Origin of the sequence: Roseibium algicola (genome assembly GCF_001999245.1) — a bacterium.
GTDB lineage: Bacteria > Pseudomonadota > Alphaproteobacteria > Rhizobiales > Stappiaceae > Roseibium > Roseibium algicola.
This window is the reverse complement of the sequence record NZ_CP019630.1, coordinates 4,643,242-4,664,254: the sequence shown is the minus strand read 5'-3', so window position 1 is coordinate 4,664,254 and position 21,013 is coordinate 4,643,242. Positions and strand designations below refer to the sequence as shown.

The window sequence follows — 21,013 nt, the reverse complement described above, 5'->3', positions numbered from 1 at the left end:
CGAGAAAATTGTGATGGCGGCTGACTTCACAATCCGGGGAGGCCCGGCAGATCCGGGCGTGATACAGGTTGGCGCGGTGCCACCAGCCCCAGCACCAGATAGATGGCCGTTTCTATGTCCCTCGTCTCGATCCTGATATTGCGGATCAGCAGGCGAAAATAGATGAGGCCGAGAAGCAGGTCGATCCGCGCTTCCATGTCAGCTTCGAACGGGGTCGCGATGAAGATCTGCCGCAGGACCAGACGTCTGGCAGCCTCCGCCTCATCGAGGACGCCAGCAAGGTCCGGTCTGCTTCGACAGGGAACCAGTGCCCGAACCGCCGCGCCCAACGCGGTATCCTGCAAGGCCGCAACGGTGTTCGACAGACATTGCCGCAGATCCTCCGCAACACTACCCCGCTGAGGCGGTGCCGGGTTCACGCTGGCAAGAGCTGCTTCGACAGACGCCGCAATCAGCGCCCCCTTGTCCGCATAGCGCCGGTAGACCGCCTGCTTGCTGGTGCGCGCTCGCGCCGCAATGGCGGCAATCGTCGTCTTTTCATAGCCGTTTTCGGCAAGCTCAATCAGCGTGGCCTCCAGAAGCGCCTTGCTGACCCGGCCCTCCCGCGGCCGGCCGGCAATGCCTTCCTCAGGCATCTCCAGCCTCCTCAACCGCAGCACTTTGAAGATTTGCCTCGTAGTCCTGAAAGCCATTCTCGATGCCGGTCGTCACGTTGACGATCCGCGCATAGGGTTTTGAGAAGATCACCGTGTCGCGCAGTTCCTCCCACAAGTGATGATAGGCGCGCATGTCGGAAAACCGGCAGATCGCGAAATCCGAAAACCCGCCTGCCAGGGCATCGGCGTCGAACCACTCGAAGGCAACCTCTGGATGACGCGCCAGGATTGTGCCGATCTGGCCGGCAATCTCGCCTCTTTCCTGGCGGCTGAGCGCCAGCCAGGCTGGTTCGAAAGCCAGATAGACGATGGCCGCCATCGGCAATGGCAGGATCTTTTCGCAAGACTGGATCACGTGCAAATCCCTATTTCGGTTCCCAATGGTACCGATTTATTCCGATTTCTCCCGCAAGGCAAGCCTGCGCTCTTGCCTTCCCCGCGCGGCCGCCGCAAGAAGAGCGCAAGCCATGAGCGGATTTCCGCTTCAGGCACCAGTAACGACGAGGAACACATGTCTGTTGATACCGATACGGTGAAACGCGTTGCCCGGCTGGCGCGCATCAAGGTGAGCGAAGAAGACGCGACCCGCATGACTGGCGAACTGAACGCCATTCTCGGCTTTGTCGAGCAACTGGACGAAGTCGATATTTCCGGCGTCGAGCCGCTGACGTCCGTTGTTGAACAGACCATGAAAAAGCGCGCTGACGGCGTAACCGACGGCAACAAGTCTGCCGACATCACCCTGAACGCACCGGCCTCCGAAGATCATTTCTTCATGGTGCCGAAAGTCGTCGAATAAGCGGACGAAGCCGGATGATCGCACCCGTTCCAGCTATTGCCGTCGAAACGCCCCTGTCTGCCGACATGGGCGAGATGATTGCCGAGCTGAACGACCTGCTGCTGACACTTAGCCCGCCCGAGGCCTGCTACCACATGACGGCTGAAGAGATGTCCGGCGAGGCAACGACTGTCTTCGTTGCACGGATTGACGGCAAGGCAGCTGCCTGCGGTGCCCTACACCGGCACGCCGACGGCATTGCCGAGGTCAAGCGCATGTACACCAGACCGGCCTATCAGGGCCTCGGCCTGGGAAGCAGCATTCTGGACCGGATCATTGAGCTGGCAACCCGGGAGGGCATTTCCATGCTCGTTCTGGAAACCGGCGACAAACACCCGGCAGCCTGGCGCATCTATGAACGAGCCGGCTTCAGCCGCTGCGGACCGGTGCTCGATTATCCCGACAGTCCCTATTCCATCTTCTATTCCCGGCCGCTTGTGGCCGCCTGAGAGTTCAAATCCATGACCGATCTGACCAAACTGACCATTGCCGAGGCCCGCGAAGGCCTGAAAAACAAGGACTACACGTCCCTGGAACTGACCGATGCCTTCATCAAGAACATCGAAGCCGCCAATGAAAAGCTGAATGCCTATGTCACCGTGACCACCGACAAGGCGCGCGACATGGCAAAGGCATCCGACGCCAAGCTTGCCAAAGGCGAAGGCGGTGCGCTGGAAGGCATCCCGCTTGGCATCAAGGACCTTTTCGCCACCCAGGGCGTACACACCCAGGCCTGCAGCCACATTCTGGACGGCTTCAAACCCGCTTATGAATCCACTGTTACGTCCAACCTGTGGGCCGACGGCGCGGTCATGCTCGGCAAGCTGAACATGGACGAGTTCGCAATGGGCTCCTCCAACGAGACCTCTTATTACGGTCCGGTGATCAACCCGTGGCGGAAGAAGAACTCGAACCAGGATCTCGTCCCCGGCGGGTCTTCCGGTGGTTCTGCCGCCGCCGTTGCCGCCCGCATGTGCATGGGTGCCACCGCAACCGACACCGGCGGCTCCATCCGTCAGCCGGCCGCGTTCACCGGCACTGTCGGCATCAAGCCGACCTATGGCCGTTGTTCCCGCTGGGGCGTTGTTGCCTTTGCTTCCTCGCTCGACCAGGCCGGCCCGATTGCTCACACCGTTCGGGACAGCGCGATCATGCTGAAATCCATGGCCTCCGTCGACGCCAAGGACACCACCTCGGTCGATCTGCCTGTGCCGGACTATGAAGCGGCCATCGGCAAATCCGTGAAGGGCCTCAAGATCGGCATTCCGGCGGAATATCGTCTGGACGGCATGCCTGCCGACATCGAAGCGCTCTGGCAGAAGGGAATCGACTGGCTGAAGGACGCCGGTGCGGAAATCGTCGACATTGCAATGCCGCACACCAAATACGCCCTGCCGGCCTACTACATCGTGGCACCGGCAGAAGCTTCCTCGAACCTCGCCCGTTACGACGGTGTGCGCTACGGCTTGCGCGTTCCGGGCAAGGATATCGTCGAGATGTACGAGAACACCCGTGCAGCGGGCTTCGGGGAAGAGGTCAAGCGCCGTATCCTGATCGGCACCTATGTGCTGTCCGCCGGTTACTACGATGCCTACTACCTGAAGGCCCAGAAGGTTCGCACCCTCATCAAGCGCGACTTCGACCTGGCCTGGGAAAACGGCGTCGACGCGATCCTGACCCCGGCAACCCCTTCGGCAGCCTTCGGCGTTGCCGACCAGGACCTTCATTCCGACCCGGTGAAAATGTACCTCAACGACATCTTCACCGTGACCGTCAACATGGCCGGTCTTCCGGGCATTTCCGTCCCGGCCGGCCTCGACAACAATGGCCTGCCGCTCGGTCTTCAGCTGATCGGCAAACCCTTTGAGGAAAGCACCCTGTTCCAGGTCGGTCAGGTCATCGAAGATGCCGCCGGCTCGTTCTCACCGGAAGCCTGGTGGAGCTGATCCCGTTTGTTGATATGCGCCCCGGACCGTTCATCGGCCCGGGGCTGCACACCCGATTTTCTCCGGTCCGTCACAGCCTGACCATAACATTGCCGTCGCTTTGAGCCGGCAGTCCGCGTCAGAGCATGTTCCTGGCGTGAACTGGGTTGGAGCAAACATCCCTCCACCGTCATGCCATGGCTCAGACGTGGCATTGAAGCCGCGCCCTTTCATCGTTATTCGCTGATGCTTGCGGCTCCTCATACGAACCGGATGGATTGCCGGGTCGAGCCTGGCAATAACGGAGCGTGGATTATGGGTTTCAATCCAAGGCAGAGCGAAGTTCGTTGATTTGACTTCCAGGCCCGTGTGTCCATCCGCAATTCCAGCATCGACGTCTGGAGCAAGCCGTGGCATGACGGGCTGACAAGGAAAAGAACGCGCAACCAGGATTGCCGGCGACACCATGCATGACATTGAAACCCTCGTTATCGGTGCCGGTGCCGTTGGACTTGCGATTGCGCGTGAACTGGCGCTGACCGGCCGCGAGGTCATGGTGCTGGAACAGCACGGCCTGATCGGATCGGAAACCAGCGCCCGCAATTCGGAAGTCATCCACGCGGGCATCTACTATCCCACGGGCAGCCTGAAGGCTCGGTTTTGTGTGGAGGGCAAAGAACGGCTTTACCGGTTTTGTGCCGAGAATGGCGTCGGTTTCGAGCAGATTGGAAAACTGATCGTTGCGTCCAATAACGATCAATTGGAGCAACTGCAGTCAATCCGCCGCAAAGCGGCGGAAAACGGCGTTACAGATCTCGTATTCCTGGACCAGGACAGCCTGAACAAAGCCGAACCGGAGCTTGCCTGCACCGGCGCACTGCATTCCCCCTCCACAGGCATCGTCGACAGTCACGGTTTCATGCTGGCTCTACAGGGAGAGCTCGAGGCTAACGGCGGTCAGGTTGTGCTGAACACGAGAGTTGCGCGCCTCGAGCGCCTGGCTGATGGCGGTTACCGGGTGCATGCGGAAACGGAGGGAACGGAAACCTATGCCCTCACCTGCAAGGAGTTGATCCTGTCCGCAGGCCACGGCGCACCTGCCCTGGCTGCCGGGCTTGAGGGTGCCAAGCCACCGGCCGCCTACCTCGCAAAAGGCAGTTATTTCAAGCTTCAGGGCAAGGCCCCTTTTTCCAAGCTCATCTACCCCGTGCCGGAACCCGGCGGGCTCGGTGTTCACCTGACACTCGACCTGCAGCACCAGGCACGCTTCGGTCCGGATGTCGAATGGGTGGAGGCTGCCGACTACAAGGTGGATCCCGCCCGGGGCGACAGGTTCTATGCCGCCATCCGCAGCTACTGGCCCGGCCTGCCGGACGATGCACTTTTGCCAGACTATTCCGGCATCCGGCCCAAGATCGCCGGTCCGGGTGAACCCGCGGCCGATTTCCGAATTGACGGGCCGTCAGATCATGGCCTTGCGGGCCTGGTCACGCTCTACGGAATCGAATCCCCCGGCCTCACATCGGCAATAGCAATCGGAAGTTACGTTTCCCAGCTGGTTACAATCGGTCTCTGAGCGGAACTTTTTTCAAAAAAATATGAAACCAACCGGCTGTTTGGACGTTTGAAAGTCGAACGAACAAGCGTACGATGTTGCATTGCACAGGAATGCCATTTTTTGGACCGGTTTTCTCCATAAAATTGCTGCAGTGCGCGTGCTCATTCAAAAGTGAACCAAAAAGAACACTTTAATTTCAACAAGGTGGCCAATCGTCGTGATCAATCGGCGCACGTTTTTATCGGCAACGGCCCTGGCGGCCGGTGCTCTGGCAGGCGCGGACATCCGCACTGCACTCGCAGCAGAGAATACCGCACCTGCACAAACAGGCGGAGCCTTTGCGGCAGGCGAAGAGTTTAACTTTTCCGCGCTCGTCGAGCGCATGAAAGAAAAGGCCGGGAACGCATTTGCGCCCGATGTACCGGCTCTTCCCGAAATCCTCGCCAATCTCGATTATGACCAGCATCGTGCAATCCGGTTCAATCCCGAAAAGTCCGTCTGGAAGGACACCGGCAGCAACTATCAGCTTCAGGCGTTCCACCCGGGCTGGCTCTACAAGGAGCCGGTGGAACTTTATGAGATCGTCGACGGCAATATCAGCGAACTGCACTTCACCGGCGCGGATTTTGAATATCGCGAGCCGCTGGATCCGGAAAAATTCAAGGATGTGGATCTGCCGGGCATCGCCGGCTTCCGCCTGCACCATCCGCTGAACACTCCGGAATATTTCGACGAGTTGGTGGTGTTCCTGGGGGCAAGCTATTTCCGTGCGCTCGGCAAGGGCAACGTCTACGGCCTGTCCGCACGCGGACTTGCGATCGATACGGCCATCGCCGGACCGGAAGAGTTTCCACGTTTCACGAAGTTCTATCTGGAGCGGCCGACGGACGGCGCTGCCGAAATGCGGCTCTATGCCGAACTGGAGAGCGAGCGCGTTGCCGGTGCCTACCAGTTCACGATCAAGCCGGGCATCAACACGGTTGTGGAAGTGGATGCGCACATTTTCCTGCGCGACGATGTCGAACGCCTCGGAATTGCGCCACTGACTTCGATGTATCTGTTCGGCGAGAACGACCGCACCAACTTCGACGACTATCGCCCGGAAGTTCATGACAATGACGGTCTCTTGATCCTGCGCCAGAATGGCCAGCGTCTGTGGCGGCCGGCCCGCAATCCGGAAAAGCTTGCTCTGTCCTTCTTCAACGAGGAGAACCCGGCAGGCTTTGGCCTGTTGCAGCGCGACCGGAATTTCGATCATTACCAGGACACGGAAGCCAAGTATCAGCGCCGTCCGTCGCTGTGGATCGAGCCGATCAACGACTGGGGCAACGGCCAGGTCATGCTGGCGGAAATCCCGGCCGAAAAAGAGATCTACGACAACCTCGTTGCTTGCTGGGTGCCGGAAAACGGCGCCAAGGCAGGCTCCGAACATCGCTTTGCCTATCGGATGATCTGGGGCCGTGAACCGGAACCGGGAACCGAGCTGGCACAGGTAATCGCGACCAGCACAGGGCATGGTGGCGCGGCTGCCTCAGATCCGGACCCGAAACTGCGCAAGTTCGTCGTGGAATTTGCCGGCGGAAATCTGGGTGACATGGGGGCGGAAGCTCCTCTGACACCGAGACTGACCCTGCAGAACGGCAAGGTGGAGCATCAGTTCGTCCAGCGGCTGGAAAGCGGCAGCTGGCGTGCCGTGCTCGATATCGCACGGGACGACGAGGAAATACCGGTCGAGTTCATTCTCGCCCTGCAACTCGACGGGACCGATGTAACGGAAACCTGGATGTATCAGTGGAGTGGGAACAGATGACATCGCATGTTAGTATCGATCAGACGACCAGTCCGACCCTTTTTGCCGACAGTAAGCTGCTTGAAGAAATCAGGACTGTCCTGAAGCGGCCTGACCTTGGCGACGACGTCCTCTTGTCCGTTCTGTCCGGTTCCGCCGCCACGCGCCGTGGTATCGACCATTGTGCCTGCACGCCGCAAGACCGGGCAGCCTTCATCAGGACATTGCCGGTGCCTGCACCCCGTCACGGGCTGGAAATGCCCCATCACGACCTCAACCCGCCACTGGCCGTGCGCTTTGCCCCGCTTGTCGCCCTGTGGCAACGGGCTGTGCAGCCACTTGCTCCGCAGTTGAAGCGCGTTCCGGTTCCAGCCAAGGACCGCTGACATGAAGAAGGCCAGCTCCGAAGCCTGGTCGACGGCCTTCCGGCGGCTGGCCATGGCAGTGATCGCCCTGTGCCTGACCACGGGCGCTTCGTACATGTTTGCCATTGTTGTCCAGTCGGACGGTTTCGACTGGCTGGACATCGTCCGCATCGCGCTGATGGCGGTAGCAAGCTTCTGGCTGGCCTGGGGCGGATGTATCGCACTCTTCGGCATCCTGTTTCCGCCTGAGGAAAGGGCAACGGCAGAAGCTCTGCCCGAAGGTCGCACCGCCGTTCTGCTGCCGATCTACAACGAAGCAACCGGTCCGGTGTTCGCTCGCCTGGAAGCCATCATGAAATCGGTTGCCGCCCTGCCCGCGGCGGACCGATTCGATTTCTTCGTCCTGTCCGACACCACCAAGTCGGATGTCGGCGAGGAAGAACAGCGTGCCTATGAGCGACTGCTTGTTCGCCAGAACGCCGGCGGACGCCTGTTCTATCGGCGGCGCGAACAGAACATTGGCCGCAAGGCAGGCAACATTGCCGACTTCCTGACCACATCAGGCGGTGCCTACGACTACATGCTGGTGCTTGATGCCGACAGCCTGATGGATGGCAAGACCATCCTGGAAATGGTCCGGCGCATGGAAGCCGATCCGCGCCTGGGGCTGCTGCAGTCGCTGCCGCAGATCATCGGGCTTTCCACCCTGTTCGGACGCCTCCTGCAGTTCGCGACCGGTCTCTACGGGCCTTACTTCGCGCGCGGCCTTGCCGCCGTTCAGGGCGAGGAAGGCACCTTCTGGGGACACAATGCGCTGATCCGCACCCGCGCATTTGCAGCTGCCTGCGGCATGGCTCCGCTTACCGGCAAACCGCCCTTTGGTGGCCATATCCTCAGCCATGATACCGTTGAAGCTGCGCTCCTGGCGCGCGACGGCTGGAAGGTACGTCTCGACCCGGACCTGACGGGCTCCTACGAGGAAGCCCCCGCCAACATGGTCGACTACGCCAAGCGTGACCGGCGCTGGTGCCAGGGCAATCTGCAGCACAGCCGCATTCTGGCGGCCCCACGCTTCCGCTTCTGGAGCAGGATTTCGATCCTGCAAGGCGTCTTTGCCTACCTGGCCTCGCCGATCTGGTGCATCTTCCTGCTGGCAAGCCTTGCGGCTCCGCTGGTCGCTCCGCCCCCGGTCTACTTCGACGGTCATTCGCCGTTCCCGGTCTTTCCGCATCCGGAAACGACCACGGCGCTCGCCCTGCTGTTCGGTCTGGTGGCTTTGTTGATCCTGCCCAAGCTGCTGCTTGTTGCCCGGGCGCTGTTTGGCGGCAACTCGGCGGACTTCGGCGGTCCGGTGCGGCTTCTGATCAGCTTTCTCCTTGAAATCCTGCTGACCTCGATCCTTGCACCTATCCACATGATGTTCCACTGCCGCTCGGTGTTTCAGGTGCTGACGGGCGCTGACAGCGGCTGGCCGACAGCCGATCGGGACGACGGTTCGCTGCCGATCACCGCGGCGTTTTCCGCCACCTGGTGGATGAGCATTGCAGGTGCCGGCGCAATCGCCTTCTCGCACACCTATGCGCCGGAGATGTTCTACTGGCTGCTGCCTGTTGCCCTGCCACTGGTTGTCGCTCCGCTCCTGGTCTGGATGACCGCGTCGGTGCTGCTGGGCAAGGTCACGAAGAAACTGGGGCTCTTCCAGGTCCCGACCGAGGCAGGCCCGGTTGCGGTCGCCGAAGACATGCGTCTGGCGCTTTCGCAAAAAGCGGCCGCCTGACACGGCGCTGTTTCACCAGCACATGATCAGTCATCCCGGCAGCGTGGTGCATGACCGGGATGACCAGGGAAAGCTCATGCACTCATTCCAGCGCATGTCTCAATGAATACGGCCGGTTTCGGCTTCCAGAATGCCGTCCGCATCCAAACCCGCGATGGGCAGGCGCTTGTCGGTCGGCACATCGCCAGACAGCTGCAAGGCCAGGTACCGGCCGCAGCAAACGCGCAGGAAGCTCGTGAAATTTCCGAGATCATGTCCCGCGTCGATGCTCTCGTGGTGAAGCTTGGTGATCAGTTGCACCACATTCATGCCGTCCCGTCCGGCGATCTCGTCCAGAACCTTCCAGAAGAAGGTTTCCAGCCGCACCGATGTCACCATGCCGTCAATGCGCAGCGACTTTGTCGTGCTTTCCCAAAGCGTGGAATCTGCCTCGATGAAGAGCTTGCACATGATGTTTCCTTCGTGACGGACTGGCGAGCTGAAATCGTGGAGCTGTCTCGGTATATCAACGCCCGTTATTTGAACTCAGCCTAGTCCGCTTCCCGCGTGCGGGAAAGAGGTCAGGTAGCGTGTAAGTGGCGGGCCCGGGACTTGTCGCCCCCTTCGGGGCACCACTCTTGCTTTTTCTCGGACCAGGCAAACGGAGATGATGGTGCGGGCAATTTGTTGGCCCGCACCGTTTGCCTCAGGCAGCCAGGGAACCCTCGGTCGCACCGCTTAGAACCGCATGGAACTGCGACAGCCATGCCGGATGCGCCGGCCATGCAGGGGCGGTAACAAGGTTGCCGTCGGTCACGGCGCCGTCGATTGCGATCTCGGCATAGGTGGCGCCTGCAAGCTCCACTTCCGGACGGCAGGCCGGATAAGCCGAGACGGTGCGGCCCTCGATCACCTTGGCAGCAGTCAGGATCTGCGCGCCGTGACAGATTGCGGCAACGGGCTTGGCCGCGTCCATGAAATGCTTCACGGCATCGATGACAGCCGCATCAAGACGCAGATATTCCGGAGCCCGTCCACCCGGGATTACCAGGGCATCGTAACCGACAACGTCGACATCGGCGAAGGTCGCGTTCAGCGTGAAGTTATGGCCGCGCTTTTCCGAATAGGTCTGGTCGCCTTCGAAATCGTGGATACAGGTGGCGACCGTCTCGCCGGCCTTCTTGCCGGGGCATACCGCATCGACCGTGTAACCCATGGCAAGCAACGTCTGAAACGGCACCATGGTCTCATAATCTTCGGTGAAATCGCCCGTGATCATCAGGATCTTCTTCGCGCTCATGCTCTGTCCTCCAGCTTGGCAAATTGCGATGGAGAAAGGCTAGCAGCCGGCGGGTTTGAACGGGTATTAGGTCGCTACTACAGCTTAGATTTCTGCAGTTTTGGGAGTTTTTCGCAGGAATATTTGCCCGCCCGTCATTCAAGACAAGTGAGGCGGAAGCCGAACGCCGGTCCGATCTCTGACCTATTTTGCGACAAAGGTGCTCCTGCTCAAGATTGAATGATGATCAATGATCAGAAGCTCGCTGAAGCTCACACTGACATCTGATTTCCAGCTCACGCGATGCCGCTATGTGCCTTGCGAAAAGGCCCCGGATCTGCGCTGCGCTTGTCCGGGGCGACACCAAGAAGGATTGCCATGCTTTGCCCAAATGCATTTCGCCTCCCCGCATTGGAGAGGCGAAGGCAAGTCGGCATCGATGGAACTCAGTCGCGGTAATCCGGCTCGCTCCGGTCAAGATCACGCTTCCAATAGTCGAAATGGGCATAGCCCATGCCGACATAGGGCTCCCATTCGGCAGCCGTCTTGGCGGCCAGGTTGTCCGACATGATAGCCAGCGGCTGACCGGTCCCATAGGCTTTCAATAGCGTTTCAGCAGCCCGTTCGAAGAAATAGAGATGCTCGAAGGCTTCAGCGACAGTGACGGCGGAAATCGACACCCCGTGATTGCCCATTACAAGAACCGGCTTATCGCCGAGTGTTTCGGCAATCCGCCTGCCCTCCTCCGCCTCGTCAGCCATGCCGCCGAAGCCGAGATCAACCGCAACCTTGCCGAAGAAACGGGCGGTGTTCAGGTCGATCGGTTTCATCGACGGATCCTGTAGCGTCGCCAGCGCGGTCGCATTGGGCGGGTGACAGTGGAACAGAACCCGCGCCTTGGGATTTTCCCGGTGAACCGTGCCGTGGATGCACCAGGCGGATGGGTCCGGGGCATTTTCGCCCGCCATCACGGTGTCATCATTGGCATCGAGCAGCAACAGGTCGCTGGCCCTGATTTCCCCGAAATGTCGCCATTTGGGGTTCATCAGGAATTTCGAACCATCTTCGGAAACCGCGGCACTGAAATGATTGCCGACGGATTCGCTCCAGCCGAATTTTACCGCCAGACGAAAGGCAGCTGCGAGGTCTTCCCGCAGGGCCTGTTCGCTTTGCCGGTCCGGGTCAGCCCCGAAGCGTACATCCGTAACGACACTCATTTGAAACGTCCTTCCCCGGACAGGATCCGGTAAGTGGAGCGCAGCTCGCCCCTGTCGGTATAGCAGCCACGCAGGTGCCGATTGCCGCTGGTTGCCGAATAGGCAGCCCGACCGTGCACGATGCGGTGATTATCGAAGACAATACATTCGCCCGCATTCAGACGGAACCGCATCAGGTATTTGTCGTCCCGCATCATCCGTCCGAAGCGGCAGAAGGCCGGGTAGTAACGGTCGAGTTCATGCTGCGGCATATCGAAGATATCGGCATGATGCTGGCTGATCGTGACACCCGAAATATTACCGTGCTCGTCCAGCTCGATCACCCGCTGGCGGGACCGCATGTCGAACGTGTCATGCTCGCAGAAATAGGGCACATCCACGGTGATCAGAAGTTCGAAGTCTTCCGGATAGGCCTTGCGGAAGTCTTCCGCGACAGCCAGCCCGTCCACAAAGATGCTGTTGCCACCCTCGACCGAATTGGCCCGGCAATGCAGGAACTGCACGCCCGGCGCCAGATCCTCGTCCGGCAAGTCCGTGTGAAGCGGCAGGGCCTTGGCAGTGAAGGCAAGGTTGGTCGGCTTGATGTGGGTTTTTACTTCAAACGTCAGACCGAAGTAGCTCGGACGCACATAGCCGATCAGGCCGGCCGTGTCGGTGAGCGCTTCATCCGTATCCGGCAAGCCGGTCAAGAGCGCGACACCATCCGTCAGCATCGCCTTGGCCCAGTCGCGCCGACGCGCGGTGTCGTTGGTAACCTCGTCATAGGAAAAACGGGCCATCTTCGGATAGTGGTCAGCGTACCAGGGCACTCTTTGAAGGTTGGCGATATCGGGGCGCTTTTCGCCATTGGAATAGGCATTGAGCAGGGACAGCGGCAGCCGGGAGACGTCGTTTGTGCCGGCCCAGGCGATTTCCAGATCGCCTCCCACGATGGCGGCGGAGGCTGCTTTTGGCGCTTCGTCCAGGGCAAAGATGTCGTTGACGCGTTCGCGGGTTTCCGGGTCGAAGGAACTCGGGCAATTGTCGCGCAGCCAGTAGTAATTGAAATAGGCGGTTTGCCCGTTGCTCAGCGGCACATCGAGTCCTTTTTCCTGCAGCAACACACCCGCATCACCAGTTCCAAGCATCAGATCCGTCCTTAAGTTTAGCTCATCAGCCTTGCAGACACTTCACACAAGTCACTGCAAAGCGCTGCGTTCCAGTTACTTTCTGTGAAGTTGCTCTTGCACTGGCGATTTGGAAAGGTGATAAAATCGAAACTTAACTTAAGCATTCACTTAACTTGGACAGACAAATGCTCCGCTTCCCCCCGCTCAGGCTGCTCACCGTCTTCGAGACGGTTCAACGCGCGGGAGGCACCAAGGCGGCGGCGGGCGAATTGAATGTATCCATGTCGGCGATCAGCCAGTCCCTGCGACAGTTGGAAGAGCACGTCGGCACCGCCCTGATCGATCGCAGCACAAGGCCGGCCGGCCTCACTGCCGCTGGTGAGATCCTGCTGAAAGCAGTGATCGAAAACCGCGAACGGCTGAGCGAAGCCCTGAACGACATCCAGACACTTGCCGATCCCGCCAGTGCCTCTGTCACTGTTGCCTGCACCGTCGGCTTCGCCACCTACTGGCTCATGCCCCGGCTTGAGGCGTTTTATCTGGACCACCCGGAAATCCCGGTGAACGTTCACACCACGCAGCAGGAGGTCCCCCGGCTTGGCCAGGGGACCGATATCGCCATGCGCTATGGGGACGGCCGCTGGGACGACGGCATGGTCGAACAAATGTTCCGCGAGCTGGTTGAGCCCGTCTGCGCCCCTTCCCTTGCCGAGCGTATCCGCGCCGATGGCGGCAGCCTGGGGTCAGCCTTTCTGATCCATGTGGACACCAGCGATCGCCGCTGGATTTCCTGGCAGGAGTATCTTGCCCGCACGGGGCAGAAGGCTGCCGGTTCGGCCAAAGGCCTCCGGTTTTCCAACTATGTCCAGGCCACCCAGGCGGCCTTGTCGGGTCACGGGGTCATGCTCGGCTGGCGCTCGATCACCGGTGACCACGTACAAAACGGCCTGCTGGTCCCTGCTGGTCTGCCGCCGCTGCAGCCAAACAACGCCTATCATGCCGTGCTGTCGCACCGCAGTCGGAACCGGGAAACGGCCGCCATTGTCGTTGACTGGTTGAGGGCTGCCGCGCAGCCACAGCTCTAGGGAATGGCTCCTAGCGCTCGTCGCCGAAGTAGCGCACGCGCAATTGCTCGATCATGTCCGTCTCATGCGCCGTCAGCAATTCCAGCGTCAACGGCCGTGTCCACGGACTGCCGTGTGCAAGGGCAAAGCCGTATTTGTCCGGTTCGAAGATCGGACCGATCACCTCGACATTCGCCCGCGGGTGACTGTGAGCGTAATACTCAAGGACAGGCGCATCGCCCACAACAGCGTCAATCTCATCATTGCGCAGAGCAGCGACGGCACCTTCGATGTCGTCAAATGACCGGTGCGACCAACCGGATGCTTCTGCGAACTCCTCGGCCACGCTGCCGGCGAAGACGCCGATACTCTTGCCCGGCAGATCGGCAAGACTGTTGATCTGGTTTGTGAGCGATAGGGTTGTCATGACGCTGGTCACCGACGAGGTCACATAGGCCATCACCGCAATGCCGCAGACCAGCCAGAGCGCCTGCCAGATGCGGCCTGGCCAACCAAACAGGTTCTTGCGCGAAGGTGCCTTGCCGGATGTCACCACGGACATGACCGCATAAAAGCTCTCAGACACCCCTTCCGGCCAGCCCCGGGGAAAGTTCTTGTCGAAACGCCGGTCGAACAGCGTCATCAGAGCTGTTGCAAACACGATCACAAGCGCCAGCCAGCCATAGGCTCTCAGATAACCGGATTCCTGCAGGCCCGTTATCACCTCGCTGAAACTCGCTCCCTGACTGTCAGGCACGAGAATGCGCAGGCCCGCATCGAACCAGGGCTGGGTAAAGTCGATCCTGTCGGCGCGCTTGCGGGTGATCGTCAGGTTGGTGACGGCAATACCGATGGATTTGTCCGCCGCTGCATCCACCAGCTCCCGGATGGTCGGGAAGAGCCGATATTCGTAGAGAATTCCGTTTTTCTGCGCCAGTGCTTCCCAAAGGTCCACCGCCATGCCGGAATAGACACCCGGCTCTTCCTCCATGACAAAAGGAGGGCTGATGTAGAGGCCGACGCTGACCGGCGAGCCCGGCAGCGGTGGATTGTCGTCCTCCTCCGCCGTCTGCCCCAATGCCGGCAGCGCGAGAAAAATCGACAGGCAGAGCACAAGGGCAGCTGACAGGCATCGACAGAAATTCGAGCAGGCGGTCACGATGGCCTCCGCTTGGCAGAAGGGGAATCACCCAGAAAGTTCCTGAAGGGTAAGCCGCCACGCCAAAACCATGCAACCTGTGCCCACACAGGCTGCTCATGAATACGGCCGGTGGTAGCAACGGATGAATTGCCCCCTCAACTCACCGCGTGATCACGATCCTCGTGTCGGCACGGCCGACCTTTCGCACAAGATTGAAAAGCTGAGCGGCATTCTTGGGATGGAGCCGGATGCATCCGTGCGAGGCAGGACGGCCCAGCCGCTTGAGATCGTTGGTGCCGTGTATGGCGTATCCGCCGAGAAAGAAGACCGAATAGGGCATGGGTGCCCAGTTGTACTTGCGCGAGTGCCAGTCGCGTTCCAGCCGGGTCGGGCGCCAGCTTCCCGTTGGTGTGCGATATCCCTTGCGTGCCGTCGAAACCGGCCATTTGTTTCGCAAACGCCCGTCGACGTACAAATAAAGCCGCTGTTCGGAAAGATCGATCTTTGCGGTTACCCGAGGTGCAGCGTTTGCGCTGGTGGCAGCCAAGACAAGAAAGGCCAGCAACAACGGCCCGGCAATGAGTTTTTTGATGGTCAACATCTCAAAGGCACCCAAGAAAAAACAAGACAACAAAATTGAATACGAAAATCTAATCCGCAATTTCTTCGAGACGCAAGCCAAACTTGAAGTAAGCGTAAACGTCTACTCCGATCACGCTTTGAAGCGCACGTTCCAGAGTGCTTGCCCAGATGCGCACGTTCGCCAAACAGGTGCAAAATTACCCTTGACCTGCCCAGCCGCCGGTGCCATAACCCCACCCGAACCGTACCGTACGGTTCCCTACTGACAATCAACGATCCGACCTGAGACATGACAGCGACCGCTTACGATATTGCCACCTCCCGCCCGGATGCAGCGCCCGAATTTTCGCCGCGCCAGCAGGTGGTGTTGCAACATGCGCTGACGCTGCTGGTCGAAGGTGGAGAGAAGGCGCTGACGACGGCAGGTCTTGCCCGCACGGCAAGCTGCTCGAAGGAAAGCCTCTACAAGTGGTTCGGCGACCGTGACGGCCTGCTGGCTGCGGTTGTCGCCTTCCAGGCCAGCCAGGTTCAGTTTCCTTCCGAGGCTGGCGCCACCGCCGATGCGGCGACGTTCCGGGCACATGTGACGGCCTTTGTCGAAGCCCTGCTGGGTGTCCTGTTTTCCGAAACCTCGCTGGCGTTGAACCGGCTGTCGATCGGCCAGTCCAACACCAATTCGAACCGCCTCGGCCAGCTTCTGCTGGTGCGCGGCAAACACATGATTTCCGCCCGCGCGCGCGCCATGCTGGACAGCGGCCGCCGCCACGGCCTTCTGAAATTCGACGAATCCGAAGACGCCTACCAGGTGCTTTACGGCCTTGCCATTCGGGACGTCCATATCCGCCTCCTTCTGGGTGAGACCGCCGGTCCTGCCGAGAAGGATCTGAAATCGCAGGCCGAAGTGGCCGTCGATCGCTTTTACCGTCTGTTCGGGGCCTGATCGCCGCGAACCTTCGGAACCACTGGGAAACACCAGAACCAATCAAGACCGGAAAACCGGCCTTCAAACGACAGAATGCAGACGGGAGAAAGGAACCCATGCGCGTTTATTACGATCGTGATGCTGATCTTAACCTGATCAAGTCCAAAAAAGTCGCCATCATCGGCTACGGCTCGCAGGGCCGCGCCCATGCCATGAACCTCAAGGACAGCGGCTGCACGGAGATCGCCGTTGCCCTGCGCGAGGGCTCCACGACCGCTCTGAAGGCAGAAGCTGACGGCTTCAAGGTCATGAACGTGGCTGACGCTGCTGCCTGGGCCGACCTGATGATGATGGCAACCCCGGACGAACTGCAGGCCGACATCTACAAGGACCACATCGCAGCCAACATCCGTGACGGCGCTGCAATCGCCTTCGCACATGGCCTCAACGTTCACTTCGGCCTGATCGAGGCAAAGTCGACCGTTGACGTTCTGATGGTTGCACCGAAGGGCCCGGGCCACACCGTGCGCGGCGAATACATGAAGGGTGGCGGCGTGCCGTGCCTGATCGCTGTTCACCAGGACGCTTCCGGCAATGCCCATGACCTCGGCCTGTCCTACGCCTGTGGCGTTGGCGGCGGCCGTTCGGGCATCATCGAAACCACCTTCAAGGAAGAGTGCGAAACCGACCTCTTCGGCGAACAGGCTGTTCTGTGCGGCGGTCTCGTCGAACTGATCCGCGCCGGTTTCGAAACCCTGGTTGAAGCCGGCTACGCTCCGGAAATGGCCTACTTCGAGTGCCTGCACGAAGTGAAGCTGATCGTCGACCTGATCTACGAAGGCGGCATCGCCAACATGAACTACTCCATCTCCAACACTGCAGAGTGGGGTGAGTACGTGACTGGTCCGCGCATCGTGACGCCGGAAACCAAGGCGGAAATGAAGCGCGTCCTGACAGACATCCAGACCGGCAAGTTCACTTCCGATTGGATGCAGGAATACCGTGCAGGCGCTGCCAAGTTCAAGGCAACCCGCCGCCTGAACGACGCACACCAGATCGAGGAAGTTGGCGAAAAACTCCGCGGCATGATGCCGTGGATCAAGTCCAACGCGCTCGTCGACAAGACCAAGAACTAACAAGGTTCGCCCCATCGACCCGAAACGAGACCCCGCTGGCAACAGCGGGGTTTCTTTTTGCCGGTTCCTGCTGGTCGTCAAATAGATATCCGGGTGCAGGCGTTATAAATAAGCGGCCCTCGACCACCACCGCCCTGCCGCCCCAAAGATGCCGTATTCCCTCCGCAAATTTCACAGGTATCGTAAACGGGACCAAAGCGTTGAGTTCCCTATTTGATAAAAGTTTTTTTATCGCGGCTAACCGGATTGCAAGACCCTATCCCGTAACGTAATCACTATCCTTTGTGAGATTGAGGAACCGGTTCCGGAGACTGCCTTGATGGATCTATCGACACTCTTTTCGGCAAATGTGCTTCTGCTGTCGATTTTTGCCATCTGCTTCCTGGCCATTTCCCTGCAGACCAGTCCACGCGCTCACTGGTTAAGCTGGGCCGCTGCAAATACCCTGTTGGCGTCGTCTCTGATCTGCTTTGCGCTCAGCAGCATGCTGCCGCCCCTGGTCGCCTATCTGCTCCCCAACACCCTGTTGCTGCTCGGTTTTGGCTGTCACTGGCACGCGGCACGCCTTCTGGCGGATATGCCGAGCAAGCTCAGCAATGTTGTCGCGCCCGCGTTTGCCTACAGCATCGTCGCAGGCTGCGCATATCTGCTTTCCAACTACGCCCTTGCGTACATGGCCTCCAACGTGGTGTTCACGCTGCTGTCCGTTGCAACCATTACCGTCTACGCTTCAAGGCCGTTCCGGGGTCTGATTTCCAATATCGGCCTCATCCTGGCGTTCTTCTTTCTGGCTGCCGAAGGTGTGCTGCGCACGGTGCACGGACTTGTTTCCGGCGGCCCGCAAGGGCCAGGCATGATCGACGACCTGATTGTCGACATTCACCTGATGTGCGCACTCGTCTTCGTCAGTCTGACCGGCGCTTTCTCCCTTGCACTGTCGTTCGAGCTCGTGGCGAACCGGAACCGGGAAGCGGCACGGCGCGATCCCCTGACCGGCGCCTTCAACCGCAGAGAGTTTCAGACACGTCTGGAAAGCCTCCTGCAGGAAACGCAGAAGGACGACTTCGGTCTGGTCCACTTCGACCTCGATCACTTCAAGCAGGTGAACGACAGGTTCGGACATGTCGCAGGCGACGAAGCGCTTGTGAAGGTCTGTTCGGAAGTGAAGGCGCATCTGCGCCAGAACGACTGCTTTGCCCGCCTCGGCGGCGAAGAATTCGCGGTGCTTCTGCCGTCCATCTCGCGCGAGAACGCCTTCCGGGTTGCCGATCGCCTGCGCGAGCGCATTTCCCACCTGCGGTTCGAATTCGCACCGCAGGACTTCAATCTGACGGCGTCGGCAGGTGTCTATCACGGCGACGGCAGCCAGCTGCCGTCAGCCGAATTGCTCAAGACAGTCGATGAGAGCCTCTACCTGTCCAAACGGACCGGGCGCAATCGGGTCTCGGTTGTCGAGAAGGTTTCCGGTGCAATACCAGCCGAACCTTTGCGGGCCGCTCAGGAATAGGCTTCGAGCAGCCGTGTCACTTCCTTGTCCCGCGCCGCCTCGCTCGCCCCGCCCATGACGACGACGATCAGTCGCTTGCCGCCCCGGTTGGCGGTCGCGACCAGATTGTAGCCGGACATGCGGATATAGCCCGTCTTCAGACCATCCACACCGGCAACCTTGCCGACCAGGTTGTTGGTGGCCCGGAAGGTGCGGCCGTTGTAGTCGAACGACTTGGCCCGGTAATAGCTGCCGTATTGCGGGAACCGCCGCTTCAGGGCGAGACCAAGCACTGCCATGTCACGCGCCGACGACACCTGCGCGGGATCAGGCAGGCCCGTGGCATTGACGAAACGGGTACGCGACAGGCCAAGAGCCCGCGCTTGGGACGTCATCTGCCGGGCGAAGGCCGCTTCGCTTCCGGCCAGATTTTCGGCAACGGCGATGGCGACGTCATTGGCCGACTTGACCGCAAGCGCCCTTGCCGCCTGCTCGACCGTGATGGTCGACCCTGCCTTGATGCCGATCTTTGCCGGCGGCTGCGATGCTGCCTTGGCCGAAACGCTCAAGGGGGTGGAAAGCGTGTAACGCCCTTGCGAAACCGCATCAAAGAGCAGGTAGAGCGTCATCATCTTGCTCAGCGAAGCGGGATACCGCGGTGCATCCGCATCGACCGCATAAAGCTCTTCGCCGGTCGACGCATTCAGCACCAGCGCGGAGAACCCGCGCTCAACTGCCGTTTCCGGCGCATAGGCAACGGCAGGAAGAGGTGCCGTCTGAACGGCAGGCGCTGCACTTGTAACGGGCGTCGGGGCTGGCCCCTGCCCCGTCTGACAGGCGGCCAGAAACCCGGCCAGAACGAAGATCGAAGCCTTCTTCAAAAGGACAGACGCACGCATTCCCGCTCTCTTAAACTCGCGTTTCGGCCGGATACCTCAAGCCTTCAGGCGGTATCCGGTCTTGAAAATCCAATGTATGACGGCCAGTGAACCGCCGAGGAAGATCATCGTTGCCAGCAGCGACAGCCAAAGGCTGACGTCCGCCTGACCATAGAAGCTCCAGCGGAACCCGGAAATCAGGTAGACCACCGGGTTGATCAGCGTGATCTTCTGCCAGATATCCGGCAACATGTTGATGGAATAGAAGCTGCCGCCCAGAAAAGCCAGAGGCGTGACAATCAACAGCGGCACAAACTGCAGTTTTTCGAAATTGTCGGCCCAGATGCCTATGATGAAGCCGAGCAGGGCGAATGTAACGGCCGTCAGGAGGAAGAACGCTGCCATCCAGACCGGGTGCTGGATTTCCAGCGGAACGAAGAAACTCGCCGTGATCAGGATGATCAACCCGACCAGGATCGACTTCGTAGCCGCCGCCCCGACATAGGCAACGGTGATTTCCAGGAACGACACGGGCGCCGACAGCACCTCGAAGATCGTGCCCGTAAACCGCGGGAAATAGATGCCGAAGGAGGCGTTGGAGAGGCTCTGTGTCATCAGGGACAGCATGATCAGCCCGGGCACGATGAAGGCGCCGTAGCTGACACCGTCGACCTCGGAGATCCGAGAGCCGATGGCTGCCCCGAAGACAACGAAATAAAGCACCGTGGAAATCACCGGCGAGATGATGCTCTGCATGATCGTGCGGCGGGTGCGGGCCATTTCGGCCAGGTAGATGACTTTGATCGCTTCGAAATTCATGTGCCCTGCTGCCCCGAAATCAGAATGAGTTCCATTCGGGGCAACGTGCGCCCCGGGATCGAGCCGGATGGAGACCGGCCAATGGTCTTGAAGCCCATGCGGGCATAGAAAGGTTCTGCAAAAGGATCCGCATCGAGACCGATCCTCACCAGACCAAGGCTCCGCGCTCTTTCATAAAGCGCATCGAACAGCGCCCGGCCGACGCGGCGTCCCTGCCAGGCAGGGTCGACAAAACAGGTCTCCAGTTCCCCTGTTTCACCGTCGTCTTCCATGGACAGCCGGATACAGCCGACGGGCTCACCGCCTGCGTCCTGCGCCAGCCAGAAATCGTGCTCCTCGATCCAGCTGTCGCGGACCTTGAGTTCTTCGGCGCACATGGCCATGAAAGCATCGTCATAGCCGTTCGACTGCTTGGAGCGCATGCACAGGTCCGTCAGTGCCGTGCAGTCGTCCAGTGTCGCCTTGCGAATGGTGAAACCGGTGTCCATCGCCG

Annotated in this window: 22 protein-coding genes; 11 read left to right on the top strand and 11 right to left on the bottom strand. The window is 59.9% G+C overall.

Annotated elements, in window-relative coordinates:
* Positions 1-26: 26 nt before the first annotated feature.
* Positions 27-635 carry a TetR-like C-terminal domain-containing protein gene (locus B0E33_RS21545; protein ID WP_167579581.1) on the bottom strand — a complete coding sequence of 203 codons (609 nt, stop codon included), beginning with the start codon at positions 633-635 and terminating at the stop codon, positions 27-29.
* Positions 628-1,011, bottom strand: coding sequence for a darcynin family protein (locus tag B0E33_RS30980; RefSeq protein ID WP_156912461.1), 384 nt, complete (start codon positions 1,009-1,011; stop codon positions 628-630). Before B0E33_RS30980 ends, B0E33_RS21545 begins: the two co-directional genes overlap by 8 nt.
* A gap of 156 nt (positions 1,012-1,167) precedes the next feature.
* Between B0E33_RS30980 and gatC the strand changes: the two genes are divergently transcribed.
* From gatC to mdoH, 7 genes are all read left to right on the top strand, one after another.
* Positions 1,168-1,455, top strand: a complete 288-nt coding sequence (gene gatC, locus B0E33_RS21540) for an Asp-tRNA(Asn)/Glu-tRNA(Gln) amidotransferase subunit GatC (protein WP_077293523.1) — start codon at positions 1,168-1,170, stop codon at positions 1,453-1,455.
* Between the two features lie 14 nt (positions 1,456-1,469).
* Entirely contained in the window at positions 1,470-1,943 is a 474-nt protein-coding gene (locus B0E33_RS21535; RefSeq protein ID WP_077292388.1) for a GNAT family N-acetyltransferase, read from the top strand.
* A gap of 12 nt (positions 1,944-1,955) precedes the next feature.
* The gene (gene gatA, locus B0E33_RS21530; RefSeq protein WP_023000568.1) at positions 1,956-3,440 is read left to right on the top strand and encodes an Asp-tRNA(Asn)/Glu-tRNA(Gln) amidotransferase subunit GatA; all 1,485 of its coding nucleotides are present in this window, start codon (positions 1,956-1,958) and stop codon (positions 3,438-3,440) included.
* A 445-nt stretch (positions 3,441-3,885) separates the two neighbouring features.
* Positions 3,886-4,995 carry an NAD(P)/FAD-dependent oxidoreductase gene (locus tag B0E33_RS21525; protein WP_077292387.1) on the top strand — a complete coding sequence of 370 codons (1,110 nt, stop codon included), beginning with the start codon at positions 3,886-3,888 and terminating at the stop codon, positions 4,993-4,995.
* 199 nt (positions 4,996-5,194) lie between these two features.
* Complete coding sequence (locus B0E33_RS21520; protein ID WP_228148032.1) at positions 5,195-6,787, top strand: OpgD/OpgG family glucan biosynthesis protein; 1,593 nt, start codon at positions 5,195-5,197, stop codon at positions 6,785-6,787.
* A complete protein-coding gene (locus B0E33_RS21515; protein WP_077292386.1) occupies positions 6,784-7,152 on the top strand; it encodes a hypothetical protein in 369 nt (122 codons plus the stop codon). Before B0E33_RS21520 ends, B0E33_RS21515 begins: the two co-directional genes overlap by 4 nt.
* 1 nt (position 7,153) lies before the next feature.
* The gene (gene mdoH, locus B0E33_RS21510; protein ID WP_077292385.1) at positions 7,154-8,908 is read left to right on the top strand and encodes a glucans biosynthesis glucosyltransferase MdoH; all 1,755 of its coding nucleotides are present in this window, start codon (positions 7,154-7,156) and stop codon (positions 8,906-8,908) included.
* A gap of 99 nt (positions 8,909-9,007) precedes the next feature.
* Here mdoH and B0E33_RS21505 read toward each other — a convergent pair whose 3' ends face one another.
* The 4 genes from B0E33_RS21505 to B0E33_RS21490 all read right to left on the bottom strand — a co-directional run bounded on the left by B0E33_RS21505 (position 9,008) and on the right by B0E33_RS21490 (position 12,510).
* Positions 9,008-9,358 carry a ribbon-helix-helix domain-containing protein gene (locus tag B0E33_RS21505; RefSeq protein WP_023000563.1) on the bottom strand — a complete coding sequence of 117 codons (351 nt, stop codon included), beginning with the start codon at positions 9,356-9,358 and terminating at the stop codon, positions 9,008-9,010.
* A 235-nt stretch (positions 9,359-9,593) separates the two neighbouring features.
* Positions 9,594-10,187 carry a DJ-1/PfpI family protein gene (locus B0E33_RS21500; RefSeq protein ID WP_077292384.1) on the bottom strand — a complete coding sequence of 198 codons (594 nt, stop codon included), beginning with the start codon at positions 10,185-10,187 and terminating at the stop codon, positions 9,594-9,596.
* A 425-nt stretch (positions 10,188-10,612) separates the two neighbouring features.
* Positions 10,613-11,383: a class II aldolase/adducin family protein gene (locus tag B0E33_RS21495; RefSeq protein WP_077292383.1), complete on the bottom strand. Its 771-nt coding sequence runs from the start codon at positions 11,381-11,383 to the stop codon at positions 10,613-10,615.
* Complete coding sequence (locus B0E33_RS21490) at positions 11,380-12,510, bottom strand: TauD/TfdA family dioxygenase (RefSeq protein ID WP_023000560.1); 1,131 nt, start codon at positions 12,508-12,510, stop codon at positions 11,380-11,382. Before B0E33_RS21490 ends, B0E33_RS21495 begins: the two co-directional genes overlap by 4 nt.
* Before the next feature lie 167 nt (positions 12,511-12,677).
* Between B0E33_RS21490 and B0E33_RS21485 the strand changes: the two genes are divergently transcribed.
* On the top strand, positions 12,678-13,577 hold the full coding sequence (locus tag B0E33_RS21485) for a LysR substrate-binding domain-containing protein (RefSeq protein ID WP_077292382.1): 900 nt from the start codon (positions 12,678-12,680) through the stop codon (positions 13,575-13,577).
* Between the two features lie 10 nt (positions 13,578-13,587).
* On the opposite strand, the gene B0E33_RS21480 is transcribed toward B0E33_RS21485, so the two are convergent.
* Positions 13,588-14,634: a transporter substrate-binding domain-containing protein gene (locus B0E33_RS21480; protein ID WP_077293521.1), complete on the bottom strand. Its 1,047-nt coding sequence runs from the start codon at positions 14,632-14,634 to the stop codon at positions 13,588-13,590.
* A gap of 223 nt (positions 14,635-14,857) precedes the next feature.
* Positions 14,858-15,298: a L,D-transpeptidase gene (locus B0E33_RS21475; protein ID WP_077293519.1), complete on the bottom strand. Its 441-nt coding sequence runs from the start codon at positions 15,296-15,298 to the stop codon at positions 14,858-14,860.
* Positions 15,299-15,568: 270 nt separating this feature from the next.
* On the opposite strand from B0E33_RS21475, the gene B0E33_RS21470 reads away from it, so the two are divergent.
* From B0E33_RS21470 to B0E33_RS21460, 3 genes are all read left to right on the top strand, one after another.
* The gene (locus B0E33_RS21470) at positions 15,569-16,219 is read left to right on the top strand and encodes a TetR/AcrR family transcriptional regulator (protein WP_055655398.1); all 651 of its coding nucleotides are present in this window, start codon (positions 15,569-15,571) and stop codon (positions 16,217-16,219) included.
* Positions 16,220-16,317: 98 nt separating this feature from the next.
* On the top strand, positions 16,318-17,337 hold the full coding sequence (gene ilvC / locus B0E33_RS21465) for a ketol-acid reductoisomerase (RefSeq protein ID WP_006935853.1): 1,020 nt from the start codon (positions 16,318-16,320) through the stop codon (positions 17,335-17,337).
* A gap of 319 nt (positions 17,338-17,656) precedes the next feature.
* Complete coding sequence (locus B0E33_RS21460) at positions 17,657-18,844, top strand: GGDEF domain-containing protein (RefSeq protein WP_077292381.1); 1,188 nt, start codon at positions 17,657-17,659, stop codon at positions 18,842-18,844.
* Here the strand turns inward: B0E33_RS21460 and B0E33_RS21455 are convergent.
* From B0E33_RS21455 to B0E33_RS21445, 3 genes are read right to left on the bottom strand one after another with little or no spacing between them, the layout of a single operon-like run.
* Positions 18,835-19,722 (bottom strand): D-alanyl-D-alanine carboxypeptidase family protein, encoded by an 888-nt coding sequence (locus tag B0E33_RS21455; protein WP_077292380.1) that lies wholly within the window; start codon positions 19,720-19,722, stop codon positions 18,835-18,837. The two genes, B0E33_RS21460 and B0E33_RS21455, sit on opposite strands and share 10 nt — an antisense overlap.
* Before the next feature lie 36 nt (positions 19,723-19,758).
* Entirely contained in the window at positions 19,759-20,520 is a 762-nt protein-coding gene (locus tag B0E33_RS21450) for an ABC transporter permease (protein ID WP_023000553.1), read from the bottom strand.
* A complete protein-coding gene (locus B0E33_RS21445; RefSeq protein ID WP_023000552.1) occupies positions 20,517-21,008 on the bottom strand; it encodes a GNAT family N-acetyltransferase in 492 nt (163 codons plus the stop codon). Before B0E33_RS21445 ends, B0E33_RS21450 begins: the two co-directional genes overlap by 4 nt.
* Positions 21,009-21,013 lie beyond the last annotated feature (5 nt).